This is a genomic window from Anaerotignum sp. (genome assembly GCF_040307045.1).
Taxonomy (GTDB): domain Bacteria; phylum Bacillota; class Clostridia; order Lachnospirales; family Anaerotignaceae; genus Chakrabartyella.
In genome coordinates this window covers 93,902-119,927 of sequence record NZ_JAWRKF010000020.1, presented here as the reverse complement: position 1 = coordinate 119,927, position 26,026 = coordinate 93,902, and the positions used below count along the sequence as shown (strand labels likewise).

Sequence of the window (26,026 nt, the reverse complement as noted above, 5' to 3'; positions counted from 1 at the left end):
GAGGATACCCTTATCTTTAAACCTTGTTTTGACCCACTCATTATTGGTATATGCAGAAAAAAAATAGTTCATTTTTAAAAGAGAAAACAAGAAACCCCTATTTCACTCTTTCCTTACATCTGTGGGTTGATTGAAATATCCTCATCTACGTGTATAAAAAATAATTCCAAATCCTCTTGTTTTCTGAATAAAAAATGGTATAGTAGATAAAGAATATTTTAGGAGGATACGCTATGACAAACAAACAAAAAGTATGGGGACTAGGGTTTTTGACCGTTTTTTTATGGGCATCTGCTTTTCCTCTCACTAAAATTGTACAAGAACAATTTACATCTTACCCTTTAGGCTTTTTGCGATGCTCAATTGCTGCAATTTTGCTTTTGGTCATAGGGAAACTCTGCCACATACATAAACCAAAAAAAGAAGATATTCCTTGGTTCTTTCTTTCTGGAGGGCTAGGCTTTACCCTTTATATGATTACCTTTAATACAGGTATTCAAACCTTAACCTCAGCCACATCTAGCATTATTATTGCTATTACGCCTATTTTAACGGCAATTGTGGCAACAAAACTTTATAACGAAATCATCCAACCCATAGGGTGGCTTGCCATTTTAATGGCATTTGTAGGAGTCTTGATATTACTGCTTTGGGAAGGCGTTTTTTCCATAAATATTGGTTTGGTTTGGACCATCTGTGCCGCCTTTGTTTTTTGCGGTTACAACATCCTAAGCAGAAGGTTGTCACAAAAAGGATATTCCTCTTTGGAAATCGTAACTTACAGCATGCTTTGTGGGGCAATCTTGCTTGGTTTTTGGTCAATTCAAGGAATTCAACAATTGGCTCACTCCGACTTGAAGCATATTTCCGCCCTTATTTATCTAGGGGCCTTTCCCAGCGCAGCAGCTTACTTTTTCTGGGGCAAAGCAATGTCTTTGGCACAACGCACCAGTGAAGTAACCAATTTTATGTTTATTACCCCCCTTCTCTCCACTATTATGGGCTTTATTATTTTAAAAGAAATACCCAATATGGGGACTTTTATTGGGGGCGCACTCATCATTATCAGCATCGTTGTTTTTAATTTAAAAGGAAAATAATAAGGGCATACATACCGTTGATGAACCTACTAGGTAGGCTTGATCCCTTTTGCACCTTTAGGATTTTTATTCATTTTCATCACAACGGTTTCTGACTTTTCTTAAAGAAGTAGCCAATCTTTTAATACTTTTCAGACATCATGCAACGCTCATATAGGTGGCCTAAAAAGACAAGGCAGTTGCCGTAAAATCATTACGACAGCTGCCTTTTTTGCCCAAAATATTTTGGCTTTGCCAGTTGATATTTGGATTATCTTTTTATAACCAATTCCTGACCAATTTGAATCATTGCAGGGTCCTTAATTTGGTCTTTATTGTTTTCATAAATTGTTCTCCACTGAGTACCATCGCCCAAAAGGTTTTTTGCAATTTTCCATAAGCTATCGCCCTTAGCAACCTTATAAACATCAGCTACAATTTGATCAGCCTCTGTTTTGGGTTCTTCTTTTACTGGCTCTTGTTCGGGTTTAACTTCAGGTTTAACTTCGGGCTTAACTTCAGGTTTAACTTCAGGTTGAACCTCAGGTTTTACAGGTACAGCAACAGGCTCAGAAATTAATTTGATTCTGCCCTGAGATTGTGCATATTCTTTTCCAACTACACCGCCTAAAGAATCAACATACTGAATCAACGCTTCTGCATCAACAATGCCTGTATCTTGTTTAAAGGAGCCCTGTGTCAATGCATAATATGTGTCGCCACCCTCTGCCTGGAAGCTATTTACAACTACTGTGTAGTTCGCCTTAGGGTCGAATGCTTTGCCCCCAATGCTTGTAATTGTTACACGGCTACCTGGGTCTGCAGGTGCATAGTATGTTGAATTGGGATACTGGGCACCATTTTTATATTCCACAGCTGTGTTTACTGTATATTCTGCCCCTGCAATCTGAGGGAAACCACCCAAAGCGGTAGGTGTACAGAATGTGGAGGCTTCCAAAATTTCTAGAAGCTGTGCGCCAGTTACCGTAACCAAAGTTATGGTATTTCCGTAGGGGAATACGGTATACAGGGTATTCATAGATATATCCCCTGCCGGGATGCTTGCACGGATACCACCTCCATTGGAGATAGCAACATCTACGCTAACACCTAAGCTCTGATCTTGTGCATACTTCTTGCCAACGTATAACAACGCATCCGATGAGAAATCTCCCAGGTTTGTTTCTTCTGTACGAACACCAGGGTCTCTTTCACCATTTAAGCTGACTTCAGATTTTGCGAAGTTGCCTGCATAATAAGCATCAACCTCTGTCTTATCAGCCGCTACCATTTTAGTTAATGTTTCGTCATACTTGCCAATGTTCGCTGCATAATCCGACGCACTAATGAGTTTTGCAGTTGCCTGCTTTGTATCCTTATCAATCACAACAGTGCCAACATTTGCTAAGTAAGAACCTGTGCTTACGATTAAAGTATCATTAACCTTTTGTCCACCATCCATTACTGTATGGCTATGACCATCTACCATCAGGTCAATGCCCTTTACTGCCTTTGCAACATCAGTGGAGCGTCTACCAACGCTTTCATCGTCAACACCCAAGTGTGTCAAAGCAATTATATAATCGCAGCCTTTTGCCTCCAATTCATTAACCTCATCTTGAGCAGCTTTGATCATTTCTTCGCCATCCAAGAAAGTCAAGTCTTTTACACTGCTAGGGCTGGATTTTGTTTGTGTTTCAGCTGTGTCTAAGCCAAACACACCAATCTTCATGCCGCCTTTTTCTAAAACAACGCATTCGCCGAAATAAGGTTCATCTGTTCCTTTCTTCAGAATATTGGCATCTACAACAGGAACTTTTCCTGCCTGCAATACTGCAAACATATCCTTAAGAGGCTCAAAACCGAAGTCAAATTCGTGATTCCCCAAAGAAACTGCATCATAGCCTGCCGAAACGATGTACTCAGCCGCCTTTAAGCCCTTTTCATGGTTAACTAAGGTTGTTCCCTGTGAAAAATCACCTGCATCCAACAGAATCACTTCTGCACCTTGGGCAGTATAGTAGTCTTTTAAGCCCTTAACGCCTGCAATACCAATGCTTGTTTCTGTTGTCTGGTAATAACCATGCATATCATTTGTATGGATTACAACCACTTTACCATCCATCTCTCCCGCAAATGCAGGAACTGACATACTCAGTACCATCGTCAAAGACAACAGAGAAGATAAAACCTTTTTCCCGTATTTCATAGTACTCCTCCTTTTTATAATGGAAATATGTTACATTATGATGATAACACTTTAAGAGGAAAAATGGAACCATTTTGACAGTTTTTTAATTCATATATTACACAAATTTTACAAAATTCTTCTTTGTTTTACTGTTTTTTCTGTTGATTTAGGAGTACCTCTATCCCAAGGCAGAAAGCAGAGTGCTTCATTGCCCCAATGATATATTTTGCGGCTATTTGTAATCTACAAAACCATTCTCCTATGTTTTTGTTATGATACTGGTATTTTGTTATTACTCTACCTATATATTGATTTCATTTATTTATGTCCCAGTCTAAGCTCCTATTTTTCTCTGCCACCAAAATACGCATTTCTTCATTTTGACCGTTCATAGACCTAGACACCCAAAACAATACTGCTTTTGCAACAAAAATAACTCTGACTATGCTGTTGAAAAAGAGAATTATATAAAAAATAACCGCACAGGATCTGGTCCCATGCGGTGGTACTTTTCCATATTCCCTTAGCTTGAATCAACCTAATTCACATCCTAGAAAAGGGATATGCTTTGTCTTTTCAGTGAGATATTACTGTTCAACCCAAAGGGTTCTTTTGCAAGTTGTGAACCATTAAAATTTATAATTTCTCCTTACTTTATGGGTTTTTCAACACGAATAATCCCAGAAGAATAAGGAGAAACCACACCGGCTTCAGAAATAAATACAACTAATTTATCTTTTTCTTTCACAAAAAAACCTAAAGTTACACTGCTATCATCTAGCATTTTATCTGCCTCCTCAAAATATTTAGAGGAGTCTTTTTTTATGTCATCTTTGATTGCATTCTTCATATAAACTTCTTCTGTCATGCCGTTTTCAAAAGCAATAAAATCTGCTAATTTTTTTTCTCCACCGGTTTTTAAATCAAAGGTATTGCCTTTTGCATAAGAGCTTCCATGGGCACCCCCTGTGTAAATATACTGGGTGCTATAAAAAGAGAATGTGTTATCATCATAGTAAGGCGTTTCAAATCCAATTGTAAAATCATAGGTTTTGAAATCTGAGCCCAATTCCTTTGCACTCTTTGTTACTGCTTCTTGATTATCTTTAAGATAATTTTCTAAGCTACCCTTGGCATCAGCGGCAATCTTCTCATTAATCATAGCTGCCTTTTGCCCCAAAACAGAGGTGCTTAGCTGAGGGTATTTTACGGTGCCAGTAATCAATACCTTACCATTTTCATCTTTTAAATCCTTTTTATATGTAACAGCCGAATAGGCATCTTCTTTTTCATCCATGGTAATAGAAACTGTTTTGTTTTCACCGTTCCAAGCCACTTTACCTTCAAAACATTCTACAACAGCTCTAAGGGGAATCATAGTAGAACCACCAATCATTTGTGCTGGTGTTTCCAGCTGTTCTTTGCTTCCTACAAAGTTCTTCTCACCAATTACGAGTTTTGCCTCTTTACCATCTTTACTCAGCAACACAGACTGATCTTTTTCATTCCAAACAACCTGAACGCCCATTGCTTCTAAAGCTCCCCTAACAGGAACCAACGTATATCCATCCACAATTATAGGCTGTTGACCAGAAAAAACAACCTCATAATTGTTTACTAACACCTTAATATTCTCAGCTGCAAAAGCAGGTACGGCAGAGGCACCCATCATAGCTACACAAGCAAGAGCCATCATTTTCCTTTTCATTCTAAATCCTCCTTATACGTTTTACAATTCCTGACTCAATCAGTATACAACGAATTTATGTTGAAACTATTAGGAAACTCTGTCAATTTTCTTACACTTTTTTTAGGAATTTATAAACAAAGGGAGGTCTTTATAGAAACGGCCAGTTGAATGAAAAACCATATAAAGTCAAAAGGTGGTTTAAGGGTTCATATCTCCAGTTTTTTCTTCGTAGGTTGCAATCACTCTTCTATACGTAACATCCGATATCCTACCCCAACGTGGGTTTGAATGAATTTTGGTTGTGCTGGATTTTCTTCAATTTTTTTGCGAAGGGTCGCCATAAATACACGCAAAGATGCTATATCATTATCCCAAGTGCTACCCCATATTTCTTTGGTAATATAAGTATGCGTTAATACTTTCCCTACATTTTTACAAAGCAAACACAGCAGTTTATATTCAATCGGTGTCAAGTGAAGCTCCGCCCCTGAAAAATAGGCACAACCTGAGGCATAGTCCACACGCAACTCCCCATTTATAAACTCCAGCTGCTCTTTTCCGATTCCTTGGGTATAGCTTAATCTTCTTAGGGTTACTCGCAAGCGAGCCAAAAGTTCATCCACGGAAAAAGGCTTTGTTAAATAGTCATCTGCCCCGGCATCCAATGCTTCTATTTTATCTCGATCTTCAGCTCTAGCGCTAATCACGATAATAGGCATGTTCGACCAAGACCGAATTTTTTTTATAATTTCAACCCCGTCGATATCTGGCAATCCCAAATCCAACAAAACAATATCTGGGTTTTGAGAAACGGCCTCTAACAGTGCCTCCGCCCCCGTGGCTGCTGTATGGTATTTATAATCTTGGGTTTCCAACGTAGTAGAAATTAAGTTTCTAACTGCCCCATCGTCTTCGACAATTAAAATAAATGGCTTATTCATGAAATGGTACCTCCTCCGCTTGTAATGTAAAGGTAAAAACAGAACCATGAGGAACATTGTCAGTCACGGTAATCGTTCCCCCATGGGACGAAATAATACTTCTGCAAAGAGGTAATCCCAAACCTAACCCCCTGCGTGAATCGGATATGGTGCGACTGGCAGTATAAAACATTTCAAAAAGACTCTCTTTCAATGAATCGGGAATGCCTCTACCATTATCAGCCACAGAAACCTGAATTCTATCGCCAACCCTTTTCATGCCAATTTTGATTTTGGAGCCAGGGTCGGTATATTTAATTGCGTTATTCAACAAATTTATCATAACTTGAATAATCAATCTGGCATCCATTTTTGCAAGGAGCATTTCTTCACACTCCTCCACCGTAATGATATGCTCCGACTTTTTGCGATCTATGTGGCGCATGGCCTCTGTTATTACTTCATCCATCAACTCTGCTTGCATATATAATTGCATTGTTCCATTTTCAATTCGTGTTACCGACAGCAAATTTTCTATTAAATTGATCAGCCACATTGAATCGTCATAAATATCCAGATAAAGATTTTTTCGGCGTTGCTCATCCAGCGCATTCCCATTGTTTAAAAGAACTGCAGCATTGCCAGAAATACACGTAAGTGGGGTTCTAAGGTCGTGGGAAATGCCTCGAAGAAGGTTGGCCCGCAACTGTTCGTTTTTTGCCTGAGACGCGGCTTCTTCCCTTTTTCGGCTCATTAGTTCTTTTTCCAAAGCCAATGCACACTCCCCCAAAATGGAAAGTAGTAGGTTGTTATCAAAGGCTTCTAAAGGACCACCTTTCAAAGAAATACCATATACACAAAGGGCTCTTCCCTTACTTCTTACTGCCAAGTATCTACAAACACAATCACTAAAGTGGGCAGTCCCCGCCCCCGACTGTTGGTTATTTTCATATGCCCATTCAGCCGCCTTTTGCTCTTTCTCCCCAAGATATAAAAGCCCATTTTCTTCTTCCTTCTTTAGAAAGATCTCCCCTTTCGATAACTGACCACAGCCCTTTTCATGATAACATACAACTGTTCTTTCCAAGAGCTTTACCAACTGTTTTGCTGTTTCATCCAAAATGCCATCAACATTTTCCGCCTGTTGCAAAAGCTGATTTGTTTCCAGCAAAATTTTAGTTCTATAGGCCATGGCCGCCGACTGCTCCGCCTGCATTTTGATTTTTACAGCAAGGCTGCCAGCAATAATTGCAACTACAAACATAATTAAAAATGTAATGGTATCTCCCGTATCATAGGCAGAAAAAGTAAACAAAGGTTCTGTGAAGAAAAAATTAAACGTCAAAACACTTAATATGGAGGAAATAACCGTGTACATCCTATTAGCCGTTAACACCGCTGTAAGTAATACACATAGGATGTACACCATAATAATATTGGATGCTTCAAACCCCATGATTTGAAAGACTTCACCCAAAATAGTAGTCCCTATTAGCACTACTATTGTCCATAAAATATTTTGGCATTTCAATTTTTCTGCTTTACCCATTCACCTTTCCCCTCTCCTTTGGTGAATCAATACTTTTGTTTTAATCTTTTTGTCAATTTATCTTCAAGTTTCTTTGTCTAAAAAGCTTAGATAAGTCTAATTTTATGTATACAAAAAGCCCTTTGAATGGGCTTTTTTAACTTTTTGTGTTTTTTTGATGTCTATTTCAAAACCTTTGTTTTTGGTATATCTAAACTATCCCTTAAACTGCAAATCATTTCAACAAATCCCTTGCCGCATCCTTACCTCCAAAAACTATTAATGTTTCTTCCGGTGAAAAAATGTGTTCAGGCTGAGGCAAAGGTGAAATAGTGCCCTTTTTCTTTGTTGCCAAAATACTGATATGATATCTGGTTCGAACTGATTTTTCTAAGATTGTTTTTCCGTACCAGCTTTCTGGCACTTTCATTTCATAAATGGCTGCCTCCGGTGTTAATTCAATATAATCAAATAAATTTTTAGACCCATATTTCACAGCCAAGCGTTCTGCCATTTCACGTTCTGCATAGACCACATGGTCTGCGCCATTACGTAGCAACAGCTTACGATGAACGTCACGGCTTGCACGGGCTAGAATAAACTTTGCACCTAAATCTTTAAATAACACGGTGATTTCCAAGGAAGTTTGAAAATCATCACCAATGGCAATCACGCAAAGGTCAAAGTTGCTCACCCCTAAAGACTGGGCAAACACTTCGTTGGCCGCATCGCCAATTTGAATGTTTGGCACAATGTTGATGGCATTATCTGCTCTTTCTTCACTTCTTTCCACTGCTAAAACAGAGTTGCCCTGTTCCACCAGTTTATGCGCCATATGTCTACCAAAACGTCCAAGCCCAACAATTAAAATCGATTTCATTTTTCTACCTTCCTCCTTAAAAACTAGCCTATTTGAATTTTTTCCAAGGGTAAGGTAGAAACCACAGGATTTTTTCTTGACGAAAATGCCAAAAGCATGGTTAAAGAGCCTGCCCTACCTATAATCATCAAAATAGCCAATAAAACCAAAGATACATTCCCCAAACTCGTTGTGATTCCCGTTGTTAACCCAACGGTAGCTATGGCAGAAACACTTTCAAATAGGGTATCCAGCAATGGCAAGCCTTCCACACTGGAGATAATCATTGCAACAAAGCATACCAAAACCAAATAAATCATAAACACACAAGAAGCCAATCGAGTGATGCCTTCTTCCATCCTACGACCAAACACTTCAATTGATTTTCTATGCCAAAAAGTAGTAAGGACACTTAAGCCCAACACAGCGAAGGTTGTTGTTTTGATACCACCTGCTGTTGATCCAGGCGAGCCACCAATAATCATCAAACAAATGATTAAAAACTGGCCCGTTTGGGTCAAAGAGCCTATGTCCACAGTGTTAAAACCAGCGGTTCTTGAGCTGACAGACTGAAAAAGCGACGCAATCAGTTGCTCTGACATTGTCAGTTTTGCATATTCAACCCCTCCCGTTTCAGAAACAAATAATAAAAATGCCCCGCCGATGATCAATATGCAACTTAAAAAGATTACCAGCTTTGTATGCAGATGCATACGGGAAAATCGTAATTTGGACTCAAGCAAGTCTTGCCAAACAAAAAAGCCAAGCCCCCCAAGAATAATTAAAAACATTAAAATTAGATTTACATAAAAATTTCCAACCTGAGCTGTAAAAGAAACAAATTCCTCCTGCACTCCCATAATATCGAACCCAGCATTACAAAAAGCGGATATACTATGGAATACGGAATACCACAGACCTTTTCCCAGTCCATAAATGGGACAATAAAATAAACAAAGCAATAGTGCCCCTGTTCCCTCAACCACAAGTGTACCACACAGCACAAATTTTGTCATTCGTACAATACCGCCTAGCTGAGGTGCGGCAATTGAGTTTTGCATTAATGAGCGAGACATATATCCAATTTTTTTCTTTGTAAGGCTAATTGCAGTAATACAAAATGTCATAAACCCAATACCGCCAATTTGGATCAAAGATAGAATGATAATCTGACCCAGAAAAGACCAATGGGTGTATGTATTAACAACGACCAAACCCGTTACACACGTAGCAGAAGTCGCAGTAAAAAAAGAAGTTAAAAAATCCGTCATTGACCCATTTCGGCTTGCAAAAGGCATACAAAGCAATAGCGTACCTAGCAAAATAATAAAACAATATCCATATAAAATGACCTTCATAGGTGATATATCTAATAAATGTTTCATTAACTTATCTTTTATTGGAAACACCTCCCGTTACCTTTAGAGAAAACATTTATCCTAGCATACTCTACACGCAGTTAAAATGGAATTAAAATATCACCCACTACATTAAGATTGTATTAAGATGTCCCTATTGTCCCCATTCTTTCAGTATTATAAACGGGAAACCCATGATGCAAATATTTTCAAATTATGGTATGCTAATGCTAATTCAACTTACAAGGAGGATATCATGAAAAAAGAGGAATTTTTTATACCTTCCACTGATAAGAAACACCAGCTTCACGTTATTTCTTGGCAGGGTGACGGTCCTATCGTTGCCTCCTTGCAGATTGTCCATGGAATGGTGGAGTTTGTGGACCGTTATCACGAATTTGCCACCTTTTTGTGCCAAAATCATATTGCCGTTATTGGGCATGATCACCTTGGTCACGGGCTCAGTACCTCCTGGGATGAGGACTTAGGCTTTTTCCATGAAAGCCAAGGCCGAAACCTACTGATCCAAGATATGTATCAAGTCACAAAAGAAGTGAAAAGGCGATTTCCCAATGTACCGAATTTTATTTTAGGCCACAGTATGGGTTCCTTTTGCACAAGAAAATACTTGACTTTTTTTGGCCATGAACTTCAAGGAGCAATTTTAGTGGGCACCGGAGATCCTCCCATTTCCCTTACAAGAATAGGAAAAGACTTGGCAATCCTGCTAGAAAAAAAGCATGGCAGCCACTATCGCAGCAGAATTTTGGATAAACTTTCTTTTTATGGTTATTTGCGTCATATTGAAAACCCCAAAACCGTCAAAGACTGGATTAGCAGAGATGAAGAAATTGTTTCAACTTATGTTTCCCATAAGTACTGCTCATTCCTCTTTACAGTTTCAGCCTTTAAAGACCTATTTTCCATCATCTCCTATGATACGAAAAAAATTCGCTTTGATCTCATCCCTCGTTCCTTGCCAATCTTGTTTACCTCCGGCGATATGGACCCTGTTGGAAACTGGGGAAAAGCCCCAAAAAGCCTCTATGATATGTACTTATCCGAAGGCTTTGAAGATGTAACACTAAAACTTTATCCCCAAGCACGCCATGAAATTATTAATGAGCTCAACCGCCAAGAGGTTTATGAGGACATTTCCACCTGGATTTTAAATCGTTTGCCAAAAAAGTGAAACGACCCCATTTTCTTTGATTGGGGCAAAATGTACCGTTCAGCTGGCATCCTATGCTATTACTAATTTAACCCATACCAACACAGGTGTGGGTTATTTTGATCTGAGCGTAACTCTTTTAAATATAAATACAGCATAAATATATCAATATCCCCTTTTTTCTAGAAGTAAAACTTTTTTTCTGTAAAAAGCAGTTTGAGAATTAGTTTTCCTTGAAATCTTCCACATTCCATTATAAAATAGTTCCATATGCAAATTTTAAGAACATAGGAGAGCGGCATGAGTATATTAAATGTGCAAAACTTAAATCATGGCTTTGGCGATAGAGCCATTTTTAACAATGTATCCTTTCGCCTATTAAAAGGAGAACACGTTGGATTTATCGGTGCGAACGGCGAAGGTAAATCAACCTTTATGAATATTATTACAGGTAAACTAATGCCTGACGAGGGTAAAATTGAATGGAGCAAAAACGTAGTTGTTGGATATTTAGATCAGCACACAGTTTTGGAAAAAGGCATTACCATTCGAGATGTATTGAAAAGTGCCTTTGCCCCTCTTTTTAGTTTAGAAGAAAAAATGAACACCATCTGCGATTCTATGGGGGAAGCAACCCCTGAAGAATTGGAAAAAATGATGGAGGAGTTGGGTGAAATTCAGGATACCCTAGATTCACATGACTTTTATATCATTGATGCCAAGGTGGATGAAGTTGGCCGTGCTCTGGGTCTTGAAGACATCGGCTTTGATAAAGATGTTACAGAGTTAAGTGGTGGTCAACGCACCAAGGTTTTACTGGGTAAGCTATTATTAGAAAAACCCGACATTTTACTATTAGACGAACCAACAAACTATCTGGATGAAGTGCATATTGAGTGGCTAAAGCGCTATTTACTAGATTATGAAAATGCATTTATCCTCATTTCCCACGACATCCCATTTTTAAATAGTGTGATCAACCTAATCTATCATGTGGAAAATGGGGAATTAAACCGCTACGTTGGAAACTATGAAAAATTTCAAGAAGTTTATGCCATGAAGCGTGCCCAGATGGAAGCCGCATATAAAAAACAACAACAGGAAATTGATGATCTAAAAGACTTTGTTGCCCGCAATAAGGCTAGGGTTTCCACCAGAAATATGGCTATGTCCAGACAAAAAAAGCTGGATAAAATGGAAGTCATTGAGCTGGCAAAGGATAAACCAAAACCTGAGTTTAACTTCAAAGAAGCCAGAGCATCGGGCAGATATGTTTTCCAAACTCATGACTTAGTCATTGGTTACGACACCCCTCTTTCTAAGCCCTTGAACCTACAAATGGAAAGAGGACAAAAAATTGTCTTAACCGGTGCCAACGGTATTGGTAAAACCACACTACTAAAAAGCATTATTGGGGAAATCCCCCCCTTTAGTGGTTCCACCGAATTAGGGGATTATTTATACACGGGATATTTTGAACAAGAAAAACAATATTCAGAAAATATCAGCTGTATTGATGAAATCTGGAAAGAGTTCCTCTCATATACCCAGTATGAGGTAAGAAGTGCCTTGGCAAAATGCGGCCTTACCACAAAGCATATTGAGAGCTTAGTGAAAGTATTAAGCGGTGGGGAGCAGGCAAAGGTTCGCCTATGTAAACTCATTAATATTGAAACCAACGTATTGCTATTGGACGAGCCCACGAACCACTTGGATGTTGAGGCTAAGGAAGAACTTAAAAGGGCATTGCAGGCATATAAAGGTAGTATTCTCTTGATTTGCCATGAACCTGAATTCTATTCTGGTCTTGCTACCCACATATGGAATTGCGAAGAGTGGACCACCAAGCAAATTTGATTCACAGCACAAAACAAACATAACCAGAAACATCGCTGTTTCATAACAAAAGCTGTAAAGACAGCTTATACACCAAGAAATAAGCCAACCCTAACACGCATAAAAAGGCTACTGACTATACAGTCAGTAGCCTTTTTAAAATACAAAAAAATTATCGTTATGGTTTTTGCAATATTATCTAAACCAGAGCTTATTTGTATATGACGGAAGAATAGTGCTTTTTATTGAATAGTTGTAGGTTTAATTCATCATTGGTTCTCATACTTAAAGGAAACCCATCTGTACTTAATCCTGAACTTTGCCTAATAAACATTTATTTTACTACTTGAGTACTACTACATTTGATTTTACTTCTTAAGAAATAAATAAAAGACAACATGACATTATTTCAGTTGCTAGAAAAGTTGGGCAATACCATCAAAAAGCTCCATCCGAAAACTAAAAATTAAAAAACAATTTGTTGTGTCTAATGGTTGTGCCCATAAGTTTTTATTGTGTTGAAGCACATAAATAATTAGTATGTATTACATTGAAACCAATTATTGTATATGGTATCATTTTTTAATAGTAAGAAAATAATTTTATATACAAAAATGCTAAGCATTTTTGTATATAAAATCCTTATACTTCAAATATTTTTTCAAAAGTACAAATTAAAAAACTGAGCATTATTACTATGCCCTAAAAGAAAAAACTGTAACTTTGTTCATTTAGACAAATGTGTTATAACACAAAATTAAAAAGCATTTACTTGCAAGTCCACTAGCACAAAAATGCTATCAAGCTAAGCTTTCTACTTTTTCAGAAAAAAAGGAAGGGATCCTATGAGCAATAAATTGAAAGGGCTAATATTGGTTGTTTTGGGGGCATCCCTATGGGGTGTCATGGGAATTTTTGTGCGTGAACTTTCGGCAATCGGATATTCCAGCTTTGATACATCCTTCATTCGATGTCTTTGTGCTGGTGTCGTCTTTTTTATCCTTAAAGCCGTTCAAAACCCTAGCATTCTAAAGATTAATTTGAAAGGGCTTATCATCAGTTGCCTTTATGGTATGGTGGCCTATGGATTAAGCTTTACCAGCTACAGCATTTCCGTCCAACGAATTCCCATAGCAGTTGCAACTGTACTTATGTTTATGAGTCCCATTTGGGTTGCCCTCCTTGGGCAAATCATATTCAAAGAAAAGTTACGCAAAGACAAAGTTATTACTATCTTCATCTGTATTCTAGGAGGGGCAATGGTATCTAACCTTGTTGGCGCAAAGGGTGAATCCCTGGACCTTTTGGGTATCTTTGCCGGCACCTTTAATGGGTTTGGTGTCGCCCTGCAAATTTTAGTTCCTAGATACTTTTCAGACCGTTATCAAAGGGACACCATGCTACTTTACGGATTTTTAGGAGCCGCAGTTGGCCTCGCTTTCTTCACCGATTTTGCCGTTATTGGAGCAAGCTTTACCCAAGGAAACATTCACTTAAACATGTTCAACATCTTCGTTGTTGGTGTGCTTTGCACCATGGTTGCCAATGTTGCTGTGGTAAAATCCACCTTATATATTGATTCAACAACCACAAGCATTCTATCCGCCTTGGAAGTGGTAGTTGGCGCTGTTGTAGGCATTTTGGTTTTCCATGAACACATGATGGTACTACAAGGCATCGGTGCATGCATTGTGGTGGCCGGTGCCCTTGGGCCTACCCTATTGGATATAGCTCGAGAGAAAAAAACCGCTTCAACATAAATTAGAATTGGAGGTATTGAATGTCCATCATCGTCGAAAAACTGTTACAAAAAGCTAATGTATATCATGTCAGCCTTATCGCCGGAGAAAAAGGATTGAACCGAGGAGTGAACTGGTTTCACATGGTAGAAAATATGGCCTTTGCCGAATTTATTGAAGAAGGCAGCCTAGTCTTTACCTCAGGGATCGCTCTTGATGAAAATTTAGACCTATATACCCTAATCAACACCCAAATCAAACAAAAAGCCAGCGGTTCTCTATTAAACTTAGGGCCTTATATTCCACAGGTTCCTCAAGAAGTGATGGACCTTTGTAACGAAAATGACTATCCATTAATGGTTTGTCCCTGGAATGTGCGCATTCCCGATATTATGAAACTTTTTAGCAATCTACTGTTAAACGTGGAAAAAGCTGAGGGCGAGCTGGGTTCTGCTCTTCGAAATGCTATTGCATTTCCCAGCCATAAGGATTTGTATACCCACACCCTCTTTCAATATGGTTTTCTGGAAAATGGTTTTTATACCCTAGGCATAATCAAACCAGATTTTAATGCACTGCGGCCAAAGCCTGATAGCATAGAGCAGATGATCCAAGTAATCGAGCGTATATTAATGTCCACAGGAGATAAGTCTTTCGTAACCAATAGTGAGGGTGAGTTGATCCTCTTGTTTTGCAATTATCGTGAGGATGCCATCATAAAAATACTAAACCGTATTATGACAGCTCTCCGCACCCACTGGCACACATTTTATTTAGGCATTGGAGATAATTTGCAAAACTTAGACCATATTTCAACAAGCTATAAGCAGGCACTTAAAATGATGAACTTTAACAAAAAACAAGGCAAAAAAAATGAGTTCTGTCTTTATAGAGAGTTGGGATTATATAAACTCTTTTTTGCATTGGAAAACACCAAAGTCTTAGAGGAATATTATGAGGACTGCCTTGGACTTTTAGAAGAATATGATTTGAGGAAGAACACCAATTATATCGAAGTGTTGAGGCTATACCTGGAAAACAACGGCAGCATTAACGAAACTGCCGAAACTCTGTTTTTACATCGAAATACGGTGAATTATAAAATTAGAAAAATTGAAGAAATGCTTGGATGTAATCTATCTCGCATTGAGACCAGATCAAAACTCCATATTGCCCTTTGTATAAAAAACATCTTGGATTAACCTAGCCGATAATAAATCTATTACACATAAAAAGCAGTAACTAATATTTTCTTAGTCACTGCTTTTTTATATGGGTTCAAGCAATATTTTTGCAAAACCCTGGAGCAATCTTTCCCTGAGTTGCATCACATACCAATCAAAACCCTATGCCTGCACAAAGGGTATTAATCTGCTAACTTCCTTGATGTCTTCCTCCTCCATATGGGTAACCCCATAAACAGTAATGTCTTTTCTTCCGTTTAAATAAAAAATCAGGTTTTGCATCAATAGCTTCTGCATTTCCCTTGTGTCATAAGAAATTAAGTCATTGGCAACATCGAAAGCACCCTTACACATTTCTTTTATCGAAGGTGTGTACTCCGAGCCATCCTTTGCTTCCACCCAATCTTTTAACACCCAATTACCATTTTTCTTTTCAAAATCCAAGCGGGTGGGCACATGACTTCCACCCCCTTCAATCAATTGATACCCAGCCTTTGGCGTTCGCACAAGAGAATAATTCACTCTCCCAATAACAGCATAAACCGAGAGTTTATCTGCTGTTTGGGAGATATGGCAAATCAGAGGAGCATATATTTGCAATTCTCGATCCCCCTTTTCAAGGAAAAAACGCTGATGTAAAGCTTCATACACAGCCCGCTGCACATGGTTCTGCCTCGTTATCAATCCTTGTTGAGTGGTTTTTTTCATAGTTAATAGTCCGCCTTTTTCTAAATCTTGCGTGTATCGCTGTTCATCATACACAAAAGGCTCTACAACCATGGAATCCAAGGCTAAATAGGATTTGTACCATTGGGTTGGAGTCATCTGCTGCAACAAATCATCATTGACAGGTACAGGCACCTGCAGTATTTCTAAGCATGCTGACATCATAATATATCCTTTGGTATCATCTGTCTGCCCACAGCCAAAATGAATCAGCATTTCTGACAAGGCAGCATCACCAAGCTTCAAGAGTTCCTGGTACTTGGGATTTTCAACCAAAGCTTCATAGGAAAAAGCATTTCCCATCTCCTTAGTCATTTCATCCAGTAGTATGCTGCTTTGAATTTGCTTTAAGGTGAAATCTTCCTTTGTTTGGGGAAACAGGGCATCCAATTCCTGTATAAAATCATGAAAGGTTTCCTCATTGGCAGACATACTTCTTAAATCTATGTCTCCATAATATTGGGCTCCATCCTCTCGGGTAAAATGAAGAATTTGCTCATCACCGGATGCATCGGTTATAAAGTACTCAAAAAACGATGCATTCTCCACAAGCGCAAGAAAAATCATAGCATTCTTTGCAAACCATCCATTATCAGGAAGTTCCATTCCTTTTTCCACCACTAAATATTGCCTTGCACCATATGGTTCTTCTGTTGTAAATAGTTCCATACCCTCATCATCATAACCAATACCCTTTGGTAGACCCAAATTGCCTAAAATTTTCCCAACACCAACATGGTTTCCAATATAGTCTAACTTGCATTCATAGAGTGTGCTTACCACATTTGACTCACCTTCGCCATAAGGCAAAATTTCCGCCTTGGGAGAGCAGCCTACAAAAGCCGTTCCTAACCAAACCACCAATGCCAATGCCAACAATGATGGTAAACCTCTTTTTTTCTTACGGGTATCAAGAATATGGTCAATTCGATTTTTTAACTCCTCCTTTCCACCATGAAATGCCGTAGAAAATAAGCTGACTTTCTGACCTTTTCGAATACCACTTAGAATAGTCAACCCATACTCTTGCCTTTGGGATAAGTTGCAACTTTCCAAAACCAAGCTATCACAGGAATACTCCATATCATTCTCAGCCAGCCGTGCCATCCAATGGATAAATGGATTGAAAAAATGAACTCCCCTTGCAAGCATCAGCAACGCTTTGTACCAAATATCACGTCGTTTGCAATGCATTAACTCATGTTTAAAGATATAGATCAGCTGTTCTGCCTTATAATCCTCAAAGTTAAGGTAAATCCTTTGGCGAAAAAAGCCTACACAAAGGGGGCTGGGTAGTACTCCGCAAAACAATATTTCCGGACGTTTTTTTATTTTCAGCTCTTTACAAACTTTATAATAAATATCAAGTATTTGTGCATCCCGAATATGGCGACTATTTCTGCTTAAATCCTTCAAAAACAATTGATACTTCTTCCCCTGATAACCCAAAAAAAGAAACATACCCAGTATCCATAAAATCTCAAAATGATTATAAATACTTGCAAATAATATTACTAAAAAATGGGTGTTCTCAGCCTTTTGGGTTCGTTGAGTTTCCCCCTTTTGCCCTTGGTTTGCCATTTCAGCAGGGTAGGATGTAAAACGTTCTAATGCTTCCTTTGGTAGAACGTCTGGCTGGGAAGCAACAGACTGGACTTTCACTGGATACACAGGAATATTTACAATTGGCTGTTGCAAAACAATAGGTACAGGCATAACCAACCGAATTGCTAAAATCATCCAAACAATATATTTCCACTTCACACCATAGCGCTTTCCCAATACACTGGAGAGTAAACCAAAAACAAGAATTACAACTGAGGTAAGGATAGATATTTCTAATACATTGGGAAACAAATGATCCATCATTCCTCGCCCCCTGTTTTTTGTCGTATATATGCCGCCAGTTCGTCCAAATCATTTTGGCAAATTGCCCGGCTTTCATAAAGGGACGCAATCAGCTTTGTCAGGGAATTGTTATTCACCTTATCCAAAAACAACCGGTTTTCCATAGCCAAATAAGAACCTTCATCTACTTTTACTAGGTAAAAACGACTTTTCCCTTCTTTGTAAGAATCCAGAAAGCCACGGTCTATGAGACGGTTCAAAAGGGTTTGAAGGGCGGACGTATTCCATGGCCGCCTTTCTTCCAGCTTTGCTTTAATCTCTGAGGTGGAAAGGATTTTTTCTTCATTCCAAATAACTTTCATAATTTCTAACTCTGTATCAGGTAATCGAGGAATATCCCCAAATTGGTTCATATTATCAACTCCTACACATGTATGTTTTATAATATAATACAATTGTAGGAGATTCCTGTCAAGTATCATTTTACTTGAACAAACATAGTTTCTGTGTTATCCTTAACTAAGTAAAAAAATTAGGAAATGAGGATTATTTTATGGGCAAAACATTTATCCCGGAGGGCTATCAGTCCGCTCTAACCTTATATGAAACTCAAAATGCAATTGGTTTGATTCACAATACTTTCGAGGAAAATTTGACTCAAACCTTAAACTTAAAAAGAGTGTCTGCACCCTTATTTGTAGACCCTGCAACAGGTTTGAACGATAACTTAAACGGCGTTGAACGCCCCGTTAGCTTTGAAGTACCTGCAACTGGCGTTGTGGCTGAGGTTGTTCACTCCTTAGCGAAATGGAAACGTATGGCATTATATCGTTATGATTTTCGCCCTGGCAAGGGTATCTATACAGACATGAATGCAATCCGCAGAGACGAAGTGTTGGATAACCTTCACTCTATTTATGTGGATCAGTGGGATTGGGAAAAAGTAATTACACCTGAAAAGAGAAATTTACAAGAACTTAAATTTACAGTTCAGGGTATTGTTATCAGCATTTGCGATACATTGGAGGTATTAAAGAAGAAATACCCTCGCATCACAACTGAGCTTTGCAGAGAAGTTACTTTTATTACTTCCCAGGAGTTAGAAAACAAATATCCAGAGTTAACACCAAAAGAAAGGGAAAATGCTTTTACAAAAGAGCATAAAACCGTATTCATCATGCAGATTGGTGATAAACTGGAATCCGGCAAGCCTCATGATGGCCGATCTCCCGATTATGACGATTGGAAATTAAACGGAGACCTTTTATTCTACAACCCTGTTTTGGACAGCGCATTGGAAATTTCCTCTATGGGCATCCGTGTTGATGCAACAGCGTTGGATCAGCAATTACGTAAAGCTGGTTGTGATGAGCGACGTCAGCTTACCTACCACAAAATGCTGTTGGAGGGCAACTTGCCTTGTACCATCGGTGGTGGCATTGGCCAGTCTCGCTTATGCATGCTCCTTTTAGGAAAAGCACACATTGGTGAAGTTCAGTCCTCCATTTGGGACCAGGAAACCATTGATGCTTGTAGTGCTGCAGGCATTGTGCTTCTATAATTGAGTACCAAATAAAACAAAAAAGGTGGCAACCTAAGGAACTAGGTAGCCGCCTTTTTTATAAAAGTATGAGAAGTAATGTACATTTTCACCCTCGTAAAGATATTACAATTAAAATGATATTAAGGAATGAATACATATGGAGCAACTTATAATGTCAACAAAATGAATATACCCGTTAACACAGGCAAGCTTAAGTTTCACCCTTACCTTTACTGCCTTTTAGCATTTCTGCCAGCTTTATATAAGTAGCTGCTGCTTCCAAATGACCAATCTCCGCATAGCTAACGCCTAACCTCAAGCACACAAAACTACTCTCCCCACCATCTAACCTAAGTGCATTTTCAAACCAAAATATAGCCTGCTTCCAAGCCTCTTTTTTATAAAAATATTCCCCAAGGCTAGTGCATACCTCTAGTGTTGGCGACTCATCTGCCAAACATGAAAAAATCAACTGAAACCCTTCTTCATCTATCTCATCTCCACGCAATCGTCCCATGAGTTGCCGACAGCGCATCGCCCTCTGCTCCGTTTCTTCTTCCCTTTGATCCAAGAGTATCATTGCATCTGCCAAAGGCTTAATCAATGCCAAGCATTGGGAAAGTGCCTTTTCATCTTGCAACGTTAAATATATACCAATCGAACTCAATCCCATCACCCCCTGCCCTTTAAGTATATGCAGGGACAAAATTTTACGTTCTTAAAACAAAGAAAAACACCCCATTTAGGGGTGTCTTCTCATTTTTATGAAGGTAAATCTTATTTGTGGCCTGCAGCCTTATAAGCTTCAATACCTTTGCCTAATAATTCAATACCTCTTGCCATGTCCTCAGCGTTCAGGATATAAGCAATACGAAGTTCGTTCTTGCCTAAACCAGGTGTTGCGTAAAAACCTTCAGCAGGAGCATACATAACTGTTTCATTGTTTTCTCTAAATTCTTTCAACAAGAATACTAACAAGTCTTCCGTATTTTCAACGGGCATTTTGCAAGTGATGTAGAAAGCACCACCAGGCTGTTCGCAAACAACGCCAGGGATTTTTTTGAGTGCTTCGTAAGAAACGTTTCTTCTCTTTTCATATTCAGCTCTAACGTCGCCGAAGAAAGAAGGATCCAATTTGTAAAGAGCAGTTGCGCCAACCATTTCCAATGTAGGGCAGCAAAGTCTACCCATAGCAATCTTCATAACATTTGCCATGAGGTCTTGGTTTTTGGAGATTAAACAACCAATACGAGCACCACAAGCGGAGAATCTCTTAGAAACGGAGTCAATGATGATTACTCTATCTGCTACATCTTCGTATTGACCGAAAGATGTCATTTCTCTGCCATCATATGCAAATTCTCTGTAAACTTCGTCAGCCAAAATCCAAAGGTCATGTTTCTTAGCGAAATCGCAAATTACTCTCATGTCTTCTCTGGAAAGGATGCAACCTGTAGGGTTACCGGGATTAACGATAGAGATCATTTTTGTTTTGTCAGTTACAGCTGCTTCCAATCTTTCCATGATAGCATATTTGTAACCTTCTTCAGCGTATGTTGTAACAGGCTTAATAACGCCATCAGCAGCCTGAATGAATGTCAAATAGTTTGTGTAGTAAGGTTCAGCAACGATTACTTCGTCGCCAGGGTTGATCAAGGACAAGAATACCAAAGTCAAAGCTTCGGAACCGCCACTGGTAATTAAGATATCTTTTCTCTCTAAGTCCATCTTAAAGGTTTTAAAGTAATCAATGATAGAATCCTGCAATTCAGGAAGACCTGGAGATTCTGCATATGCAAGAACCTTCTGATCAAAATCTTTGATTGCTTCCATAAATACAGAAGGTGTTACAATATCAGGCTGACCGATATTCAGATGATAAATCTTAGTCCCCTGTGCCTTAGCTTCTGCAGCCATAGGGTTAAATTTTCTGATAGGGGAATTCTGCATCGCTTGTACTCTGTCAGATAATTTCATTGTTCTTCACTTCTCCTTCATCATTTTCATCGTTATATTTATGCGTGATAAAATCGGCGGTATTTCATCTGCAATTATTTTATTGAAACGCGAATAATGAAATAAATTTCATTTATTGTTCAATAATCCCACAATAACTGCTTCTTCCCCACCTATTTGCACTTTCAGTATACCACTTTCCGTAATAAAAACAATAGTTATGGTGAAAATTTCTACAATTTTTGAAATTTTTGGTTGTTTTTAGTAAGGATTTTTTATTATCGGAAACCATTTTGCATATAAAATTATAGTGATTTTTGTTTTTTCATTACTATTTTTCATTTTAACGGGCTTTCTTACTTAAAATGACACTTCTATCGTCTTTTTTAACAAATTATGAAGAAAACACTTCAATTAATTTTTCACAAAAGAAATATCGCCTGACTTTTGTATTTCCTTCTGCCTTTATTATGTGTTAATCCATTCAGTATTACTAAAATTTTTATCAATTCTTATCAATTTTTAAAACCCCATGCAGCAATGCATGGGGTAACTTTTAGGAAACGCTTTCTTTCTCACTTTCAACATCACGTTTCTTCTTTTCTTCTATTGCTTTCTTTAAAACCAAATCTTTGACTTTCATCATTCTGGTTGTACCTGCACGCTCATTTTCTTCCAGCTTCATGGTAATATATTTTATGGTTTCCTGATAATTAGGAATCATAACGTTTTCCAAGGCATTTACACGGCGACGTGTACGCTCAATCTCTTGGGCCAAAAGCTGGGCGGTTTTTTCGCTTTCTGCTAAACGTAGCAAGGGCTCCATGGCATTAGAAAAGGAAAGCATGGCACTGTCCAACTCTCCGGAAGAGAAAGCAAGACCATAGGGATAAATATCCCCACTGCTTTCTTCTGTCTGAAAGTCAAAAACAGGCACATTCACACTCATGATGTTCTTTTTCTTAACCTTTACAGCAACGGATTGCTGGGGAATCATTAAAGATTCACCTAACACACTTTCACTTAAAACTGCTCTGGCAATGATAAAGTCTTTATACGCATTATCCAAAGCTGCCTCAGCTTCTTCACGCAAGCGTTTGTTCTCCCGTACAATATTTAAGAACTGCTTCATCAGCTCATCCAGCTTATCCTTCAGCAACTTATGACCCCTTGTTGCTGTCTTAAGCTGTTGTTTTAGTCTGGTCATTTCCATACGGGTAGGATTGACATTCAATCTAGCCACGACTCATCACTCCCCGTCTGCTAAATATTTTTCCAGATATTCATCTCGAATACGCTTCAGTTCACTCTTTGGCAACATACGAAGGAGCTTCCAGCCTGTTTCCAAAGTCTGCTCAATGGTTCTATCAGTTCTAAAACCCTGGGAAACATATTCTTTTTCAAACTCGTCTGCAAACTTAGCATAAATCAAGTCAATATCAGACAATGCAGATTCACCTAAAATTGCCATCAATTCTTTTGCATCCTTACCACGAGAATAGGCGGCAAACAACTGATTCATGGTATCGGCATGATCCTCTCTTGTCTTGCCCTTACCAATACCTTTGTCTTTCAAACGGGAAAGGGATGGCAAAACGTTGATGGGAGGCTGAATGCCTTTTTTATAAAGATCACGACTCAAAATAATCTGACCCTCTGTGATATAGCCTGTTAAGTCAGGGATAGGATGGGTCTTATCATCTTCTGGCATGGTTAATATAGGAATCATTGTGATGGAACCCTCTCTACCCTTCATACGCCCAGCACGTTCATACATGGTTGCAAGGTCAGTATATAGATAGCCAGGGTAACCGCGGCGACCAGGAACTTCCTTTTTCGCCGCAGATACTTCACGCAGAGCCTCTGCGTAATTTGTGATATCTGTCAAAATAACCAAAACGTGCATACCCTGTTCAAATGCCAAATATTCAGCTGCAGTTAATGCCATACGAGGTGTACAAACACGTTCTACTGCAGGGTCATTTGCAAGGTTTACGAATACAACAGAGCGGTCAATGGCTCCTGTTGCTTTAAAGTCGTTGATAAAGAATTCCGCATCTTCAAAAGTAATACCAATGGCCGCAAAAACAACGGCGAACTTGGAATCTGTACCTCGTACCTTTGCCTGACGAGCAATCTGTACTGCTAAGTTTGCATGAGGCAAACCAGAGCCAGAGAAAATAGGTAACTTCTGACCACGAACCAACGTGTTCAAGCCGTCAATGGCAGAGACACCTGTCTGAATGAATTCAGCGGGATATTCTCTAGCCGCAGGGTTAATGGGTGCACCATTGATATCCATTCTTTTTTCAGGGATAATTTGAGGGCCGCCGTCAATAGGCTTACCCATACCACTAAAAACACGACCTAAGATGTCAGGAGACACACCAAAATCCAAGCTTTTTCCTAAAAAACGAACTTTACTGTCTGAAAGGTTGATACCTGTTGCACTTTCGAACAACTGTACCAAGGCTGTATCGCCGTTCACTTCCAATACCTTACATCTTCTTACTTCCCCACTAGCCAGCTCAATCTCGCCCAACTCGTCATATTTTACATTGTCAACGCCTGTCACTACCATAAGAGGGCCGGCAACTTCCTGAATCGATCTATATTCCTTTATCATAATTCATCTGCCCCCTTACTAATTAATTCGGTGATTTCTTTATTAATATCGGTTTCAATTCCATCGTAGCTCTTATCTACATTTGATTCTTCTACATACTTGGCACGACCAATACGTTCGATTACATTTAGTTTTGTAATCTTCTGAATGGGAACACCTGCTTTGATGGCAGCCTGTGCAACATGGTAGAAAGTTAAAATCAATTTTAACATTCTATACTGTTTGTGCAAAGAAGTATAAGTATCTACCTCATGGAAAGAGTTCTGATGCAAGAAGTCTTCACGAATAGAACGTGCTGTTTCCAGAATCAATCTATCACTGTGAGACAAGGAGTCAACACCAACCAACTGTACAATTTCTTGTAATTCAGACTCTGTCTGAAGCAAGCGCATTGCCTCTGTACGGTGTTCGGAGAAATCAGGGTGTACATTAATATCCGCCCATTCATCCACCTTATCCTGATACAAAGAGTAGCTGGTCAGCCAGTTGATGGCAGGGAAATGACGTTTATACGCCAATGATGCATCCAAGCCCCAGAATACTTTTACAATACGCAATGTTGCCTGGGAAACAGGCTCAGATGTATCACCACCAGGAGGGGATACTGCACCGATGGCTGTCAGTGTGCCATATCTTTCTTCATTGCCCAAGCAAACCACACGGCCTGCTCTTTCGTAAAACTGAGCCAAACGAGAACCCAAGTAAGCAGGATAACCTTCTTCGCCGGGCATTTCTTCCAAACGACCACTCATTTCACGAAGTGCTTCTGCCCAACGAGACGTGGAGTCAGCCATTAACGCAACGCTATAACCCATGTCACGGAAGTATTCCGCAATGGTAATACCTGTATAGATTGATGCCTCACGAGCCGCAACGGGCATATCAGAGGTGTTTGCAATCAATACAGTTCTTTGCATCAAAGACTCACCTGTACGAGGATCCTTTAATTCAGGGAACTCATTCAAAACGTCGGTCATTTCGTTGCCACGCTCGCCGCAACCAATGTAAACAACGATATCTGCATCTGCCCATTTTGCCAACTGATGCTGTGTTACTGTTTTACCGCTACCGAAAGGCCCAGGAATGGCAGCAACACCACCCTTTGTAATAGGGAAGAAGGTATCAATAACACGCTGACCTGTTACCAACAAGGAGTCAGGTGTTTTTTTGATTTTATATGGTCTTTCACGACGTACTGGCCATTTTTGCAGCATTGAAACAGATACGTCTTTGCCCTTTTCGTCTGTAATTATGCAAACAGTTTCTTCAACTGTGAACTCACCAACATAAATTTCTTTAATGGTACCCTTCAAGCCATAAGGAACCATAATCTTACATACAACAACAGCTGTTTCCTGTACGATACCGATTACATCCCCGGCTTCTACGGCATCACCATTTTGCTTTGTGGGTTCAAATTTCCATTTTTTCTCACGATCCAAAGATGTTACTTCAACACCTTTTTGGATATTCGTGCCACTTGCTTCATACAGCTTTTCCAGAGGTCGCTGAATACCGTCATAAATTGTTGAAATCAATCCAGGTCCCAACTCAACGCTCATTGGCATCCCTGTGGATACTACTTCTTCACCAGGACCAAGGCCTGATGTTTCTTCATAAACCTGAATGGATGCTTTATCTCCATGCATTTCGATAATTTCACCAATAAGGTGTTTATCTGATACACGCACCACGTCAAACATATTGGCGTCTCTCATGCCTTCCGCTACTACCAACGGACCCGACACCTTTACTATCGTGCCTGTTTTCAT

At 39.1% G+C, this 26,026-nt stretch carries 19 protein-coding genes; 6 read left to right on the top strand and 13 right to left on the bottom strand.

The annotated features are described in order from the left end of the window. Positions 1–233 precede the first annotated feature (233 nt). Positions 234–1,100 carry a DMT family transporter gene (locus tag ABVZ64_RS10645; protein WP_352400991.1) on the top strand — a complete coding sequence of 289 codons (867 nt, stop codon included), beginning with the start codon at positions 234–236 and terminating at the stop codon, positions 1,098–1,100. Positions 1,101–1,350: 250 nt separating this feature from the next. Here ABVZ64_RS10645 and ABVZ64_RS10640 read toward each other — a convergent pair whose 3' ends face one another. The 6 genes from ABVZ64_RS10640 to ABVZ64_RS10615 all read right to left on the bottom strand — a co-directional run bounded on the left by ABVZ64_RS10640 (position 1,351) and on the right by ABVZ64_RS10615 (position 9,652). Beyond that, a complete protein-coding gene (locus ABVZ64_RS10640) occupies positions 1,351–3,288 on the bottom strand; it encodes a 5'-nucleotidase C-terminal domain-containing protein (RefSeq protein ID WP_352400990.1) in 1,938 nt (645 codons plus the stop codon). 631 nt (positions 3,289–3,919) lie between these two features. Beyond that, positions 3,920–4,978: a GNAT family N-acetyltransferase gene (locus ABVZ64_RS10635; protein WP_352400989.1), complete on the bottom strand. Its 1,059-nt coding sequence runs from the start codon at positions 4,976–4,978 to the stop codon at positions 3,920–3,922. A 221-nt stretch (positions 4,979–5,199) separates the two neighbouring features. Next, positions 5,200–5,901, bottom strand: coding sequence for a response regulator (locus ABVZ64_RS10630; protein WP_352400988.1), 702 nt, complete (start codon positions 5,899–5,901; stop codon positions 5,200–5,202). After that, positions 5,894–7,429, bottom strand: a complete 1,536-nt coding sequence (locus ABVZ64_RS10625) for an ATP-binding protein (RefSeq protein ID WP_352400987.1) — start codon at positions 7,427–7,429, stop codon at positions 5,894–5,896. The genes ABVZ64_RS10630 and ABVZ64_RS10625 overlap by 8 nt, the downstream gene beginning before the upstream one ends. Positions 7,430–7,643: 214 nt before the next feature. Then, entirely contained in the window at positions 7,644–8,288 is a 645-nt protein-coding gene (locus tag ABVZ64_RS10620) for a potassium channel family protein (protein WP_352400986.1), read from the bottom strand. Positions 8,289–8,311: 23 nt separating this feature from the next. Beyond that, on the bottom strand, positions 8,312–9,652 hold the full coding sequence (locus tag ABVZ64_RS10615; protein ID WP_352400985.1) for a TrkH family potassium uptake protein: 1,341 nt from the start codon (positions 9,650–9,652) through the stop codon (positions 8,312–8,314). A gap of 229 nt (positions 9,653–9,881) precedes the next feature. Between ABVZ64_RS10615 and ABVZ64_RS10610 the strand changes: the two genes are divergently transcribed. The 4 genes from ABVZ64_RS10610 to ABVZ64_RS10595 all read left to right on the top strand — a co-directional run bounded on the left by ABVZ64_RS10610 (position 9,882) and on the right by ABVZ64_RS10595 (position 15,573). Then, positions 9,882–10,817 (top strand): alpha/beta fold hydrolase, encoded by a 936-nt coding sequence (locus tag ABVZ64_RS10610; RefSeq protein ID WP_352400984.1) that lies wholly within the window; start codon positions 9,882–9,884, stop codon positions 10,815–10,817. Positions 10,818–11,096: 279 nt separating this feature from the next. After that, positions 11,097–12,653 carry an ABC-F family ATP-binding cassette domain-containing protein gene (locus ABVZ64_RS10605; RefSeq protein ID WP_352400983.1) on the top strand — a complete coding sequence of 519 codons (1,557 nt, stop codon included), beginning with the start codon at positions 11,097–11,099 and terminating at the stop codon, positions 12,651–12,653. Between the two features lie 824 nt (positions 12,654–13,477). Continuing rightward, entirely contained in the window at positions 13,478–14,392 is a 915-nt protein-coding gene (locus ABVZ64_RS10600) for a DMT family transporter (RefSeq protein WP_352400982.1), read from the top strand. A 20-nt stretch (positions 14,393–14,412) separates the two neighbouring features. Then, entirely contained in the window at positions 14,413–15,573 is a 1,161-nt protein-coding gene (locus tag ABVZ64_RS10595) for a PucR family transcriptional regulator (protein WP_352400981.1), read from the top strand. A 144-nt stretch (positions 15,574–15,717) separates the two neighbouring features. Here the strand turns inward: ABVZ64_RS10595 and ABVZ64_RS10590 are convergent, their stop codons facing one another. Both ABVZ64_RS10590 and ABVZ64_RS10585 read right to left on the bottom strand, forming a co-directional pair. Then, complete coding sequence (locus tag ABVZ64_RS10590) at positions 15,718–18,150, bottom strand: M56 family metallopeptidase (RefSeq protein WP_352400980.1); 2,433 nt, start codon at positions 18,148–18,150, stop codon at positions 15,718–15,720. After that, a complete protein-coding gene (locus ABVZ64_RS10585; RefSeq protein WP_352400979.1) occupies positions 18,147–18,542 on the bottom strand; it encodes a BlaI/MecI/CopY family transcriptional regulator in 396 nt (131 codons plus the stop codon). Before ABVZ64_RS10585 ends, ABVZ64_RS10590 begins: the two co-directional genes overlap by 4 nt. A gap of 140 nt (positions 18,543–18,682) precedes the next feature. On the opposite strand from ABVZ64_RS10585, the gene asnA reads away from it, so the two are divergent. Further along, positions 18,683–19,690 carry an aspartate--ammonia ligase gene (gene asnA, locus ABVZ64_RS10580; RefSeq protein ID WP_352400978.1) on the top strand — a complete coding sequence of 336 codons (1,008 nt, stop codon included), beginning with the start codon at positions 18,683–18,685 and terminating at the stop codon, positions 19,688–19,690. A gap of 193 nt (positions 19,691–19,883) precedes the next feature. Here the strand turns inward: asnA and ABVZ64_RS10575 are convergent, their stop codons facing one another. The 5 genes from ABVZ64_RS10575 to ABVZ64_RS10555 all read right to left on the bottom strand — a co-directional run bounded on the left by ABVZ64_RS10575 (position 19,884) and on the right by ABVZ64_RS10555 (position 26,026). Beyond that, entirely contained in the window at positions 19,884–20,339 is a 456-nt protein-coding gene (locus ABVZ64_RS10575) for a hypothetical protein (protein ID WP_352400977.1), read from the bottom strand. 110 nt (positions 20,340–20,449) lie between these two features. Beyond that, positions 20,450–21,649, bottom strand: coding sequence for a pyridoxal phosphate-dependent aminotransferase (locus tag ABVZ64_RS10570; RefSeq protein WP_352400976.1), 1,200 nt, complete (start codon positions 21,647–21,649; stop codon positions 20,450–20,452). Between the two features lie 535 nt (positions 21,650–22,184). Further along, positions 22,185–22,871 (bottom strand): V-type ATP synthase subunit D, encoded by a 687-nt coding sequence (locus tag ABVZ64_RS10565; protein ID WP_352400975.1) that lies wholly within the window; start codon positions 22,869–22,871, stop codon positions 22,185–22,187. Positions 22,872–22,877: 6 nt separating this feature from the next. Next, on the bottom strand, positions 22,878–24,254 hold the full coding sequence (locus tag ABVZ64_RS10560; protein WP_352400974.1) for a V-type ATP synthase subunit B: 1,377 nt from the start codon (positions 24,252–24,254) through the stop codon (positions 22,878–22,880). Further along, positions 24,251–26,026, bottom strand: a complete 1,776-nt coding sequence (locus ABVZ64_RS10555) for a V-type ATP synthase subunit A (protein WP_352400973.1) — start codon at positions 26,024–26,026, stop codon at positions 24,251–24,253. Before ABVZ64_RS10555 ends, ABVZ64_RS10560 begins: the two co-directional genes overlap by 4 nt.

Coding starts and splice junctions, on each gene's coding strand:
- ABVZ64_RS10645 (WP_352400991.1), top strand. CDS start 234: ATGACAAACAAACAAAAAGTATGGGGACTAGGGTTTTTGACCGTTTTT.
- ABVZ64_RS10640 (WP_352400990.1), bottom strand. CDS start 3,288: ATGAAATACGGGAAAAAGGTTTTATCTTCTCTGTTGTCTTTGACGATG.
- ABVZ64_RS10635 (WP_352400989.1), bottom strand. CDS start 4,978: ATGAAAAGGAAAATGATGGCTCTTGCTTGTGTAGCTATGATGGGTGCC.
- ABVZ64_RS10630 (WP_352400988.1), bottom strand. CDS start 5,901: ATGAATAAGCCATTTATTTTAATTGTCGAAGACGATGGGGCAGTTAGA.
- ABVZ64_RS10625 (WP_352400987.1), bottom strand. CDS start 7,429: ATGGGTAAAGCAGAAAAATTGAAATGCCAAAATATTTTATGGACAATA.
- ABVZ64_RS10620 (WP_352400986.1), bottom strand. CDS start 8,288: ATGAAATCGATTTTAATTGTTGGGCTTGGACGTTTTGGTAGACATATG.
- ABVZ64_RS10615 (WP_352400985.1), bottom strand. CDS start 9,652: ATGAAACATTTATTAGATATATCACCTATGAAGGTCATTTTATATGGA.
- ABVZ64_RS10610 (WP_352400984.1), top strand. CDS start 9,882: ATGAAAAAAGAGGAATTTTTTATACCTTCCACTGATAAGAAACACCAG.
- ABVZ64_RS10605 (WP_352400983.1), top strand. CDS start 11,097: ATGAGTATATTAAATGTGCAAAACTTAAATCATGGCTTTGGCGATAGA.
- ABVZ64_RS10600 (WP_352400982.1), top strand. CDS start 13,478: ATGAGCAATAAATTGAAAGGGCTAATATTGGTTGTTTTGGGGGCATCC.
- ABVZ64_RS10595 (WP_352400981.1), top strand. CDS start 14,413: ATGTCCATCATCGTCGAAAAACTGTTACAAAAAGCTAATGTATATCAT.
- ABVZ64_RS10590 (WP_352400980.1), bottom strand. CDS start 18,150: ATGATGGATCATTTGTTTCCCAATGTATTAGAAATATCTATCCTTACC.
- ABVZ64_RS10585 (WP_352400979.1), bottom strand. CDS start 18,542: ATGAACCAATTTGGGGATATTCCTCGATTACCTGATACAGAGTTAGAA.
- asnA (WP_352400978.1), top strand. CDS start 18,683: ATGGGCAAAACATTTATCCCGGAGGGCTATCAGTCCGCTCTAACCTTA.
- ABVZ64_RS10570 (WP_352400976.1), bottom strand. CDS start 21,649: ATGAAATTATCTGACAGAGTACAAGCGATGCAGAATTCCCCTATCAGA.
- ABVZ64_RS10560 (WP_352400974.1), bottom strand. CDS start 24,254: ATGATAAAGGAATATAGATCGATTCAGGAAGTTGCCGGCCCTCTTATG.
- ABVZ64_RS10555 (WP_352400973.1), bottom strand. CDS start 26,026: ATGAAAACAGGCACGATAGTAAAGGTGTCGGGTCCGTTGGTAGTAGCG.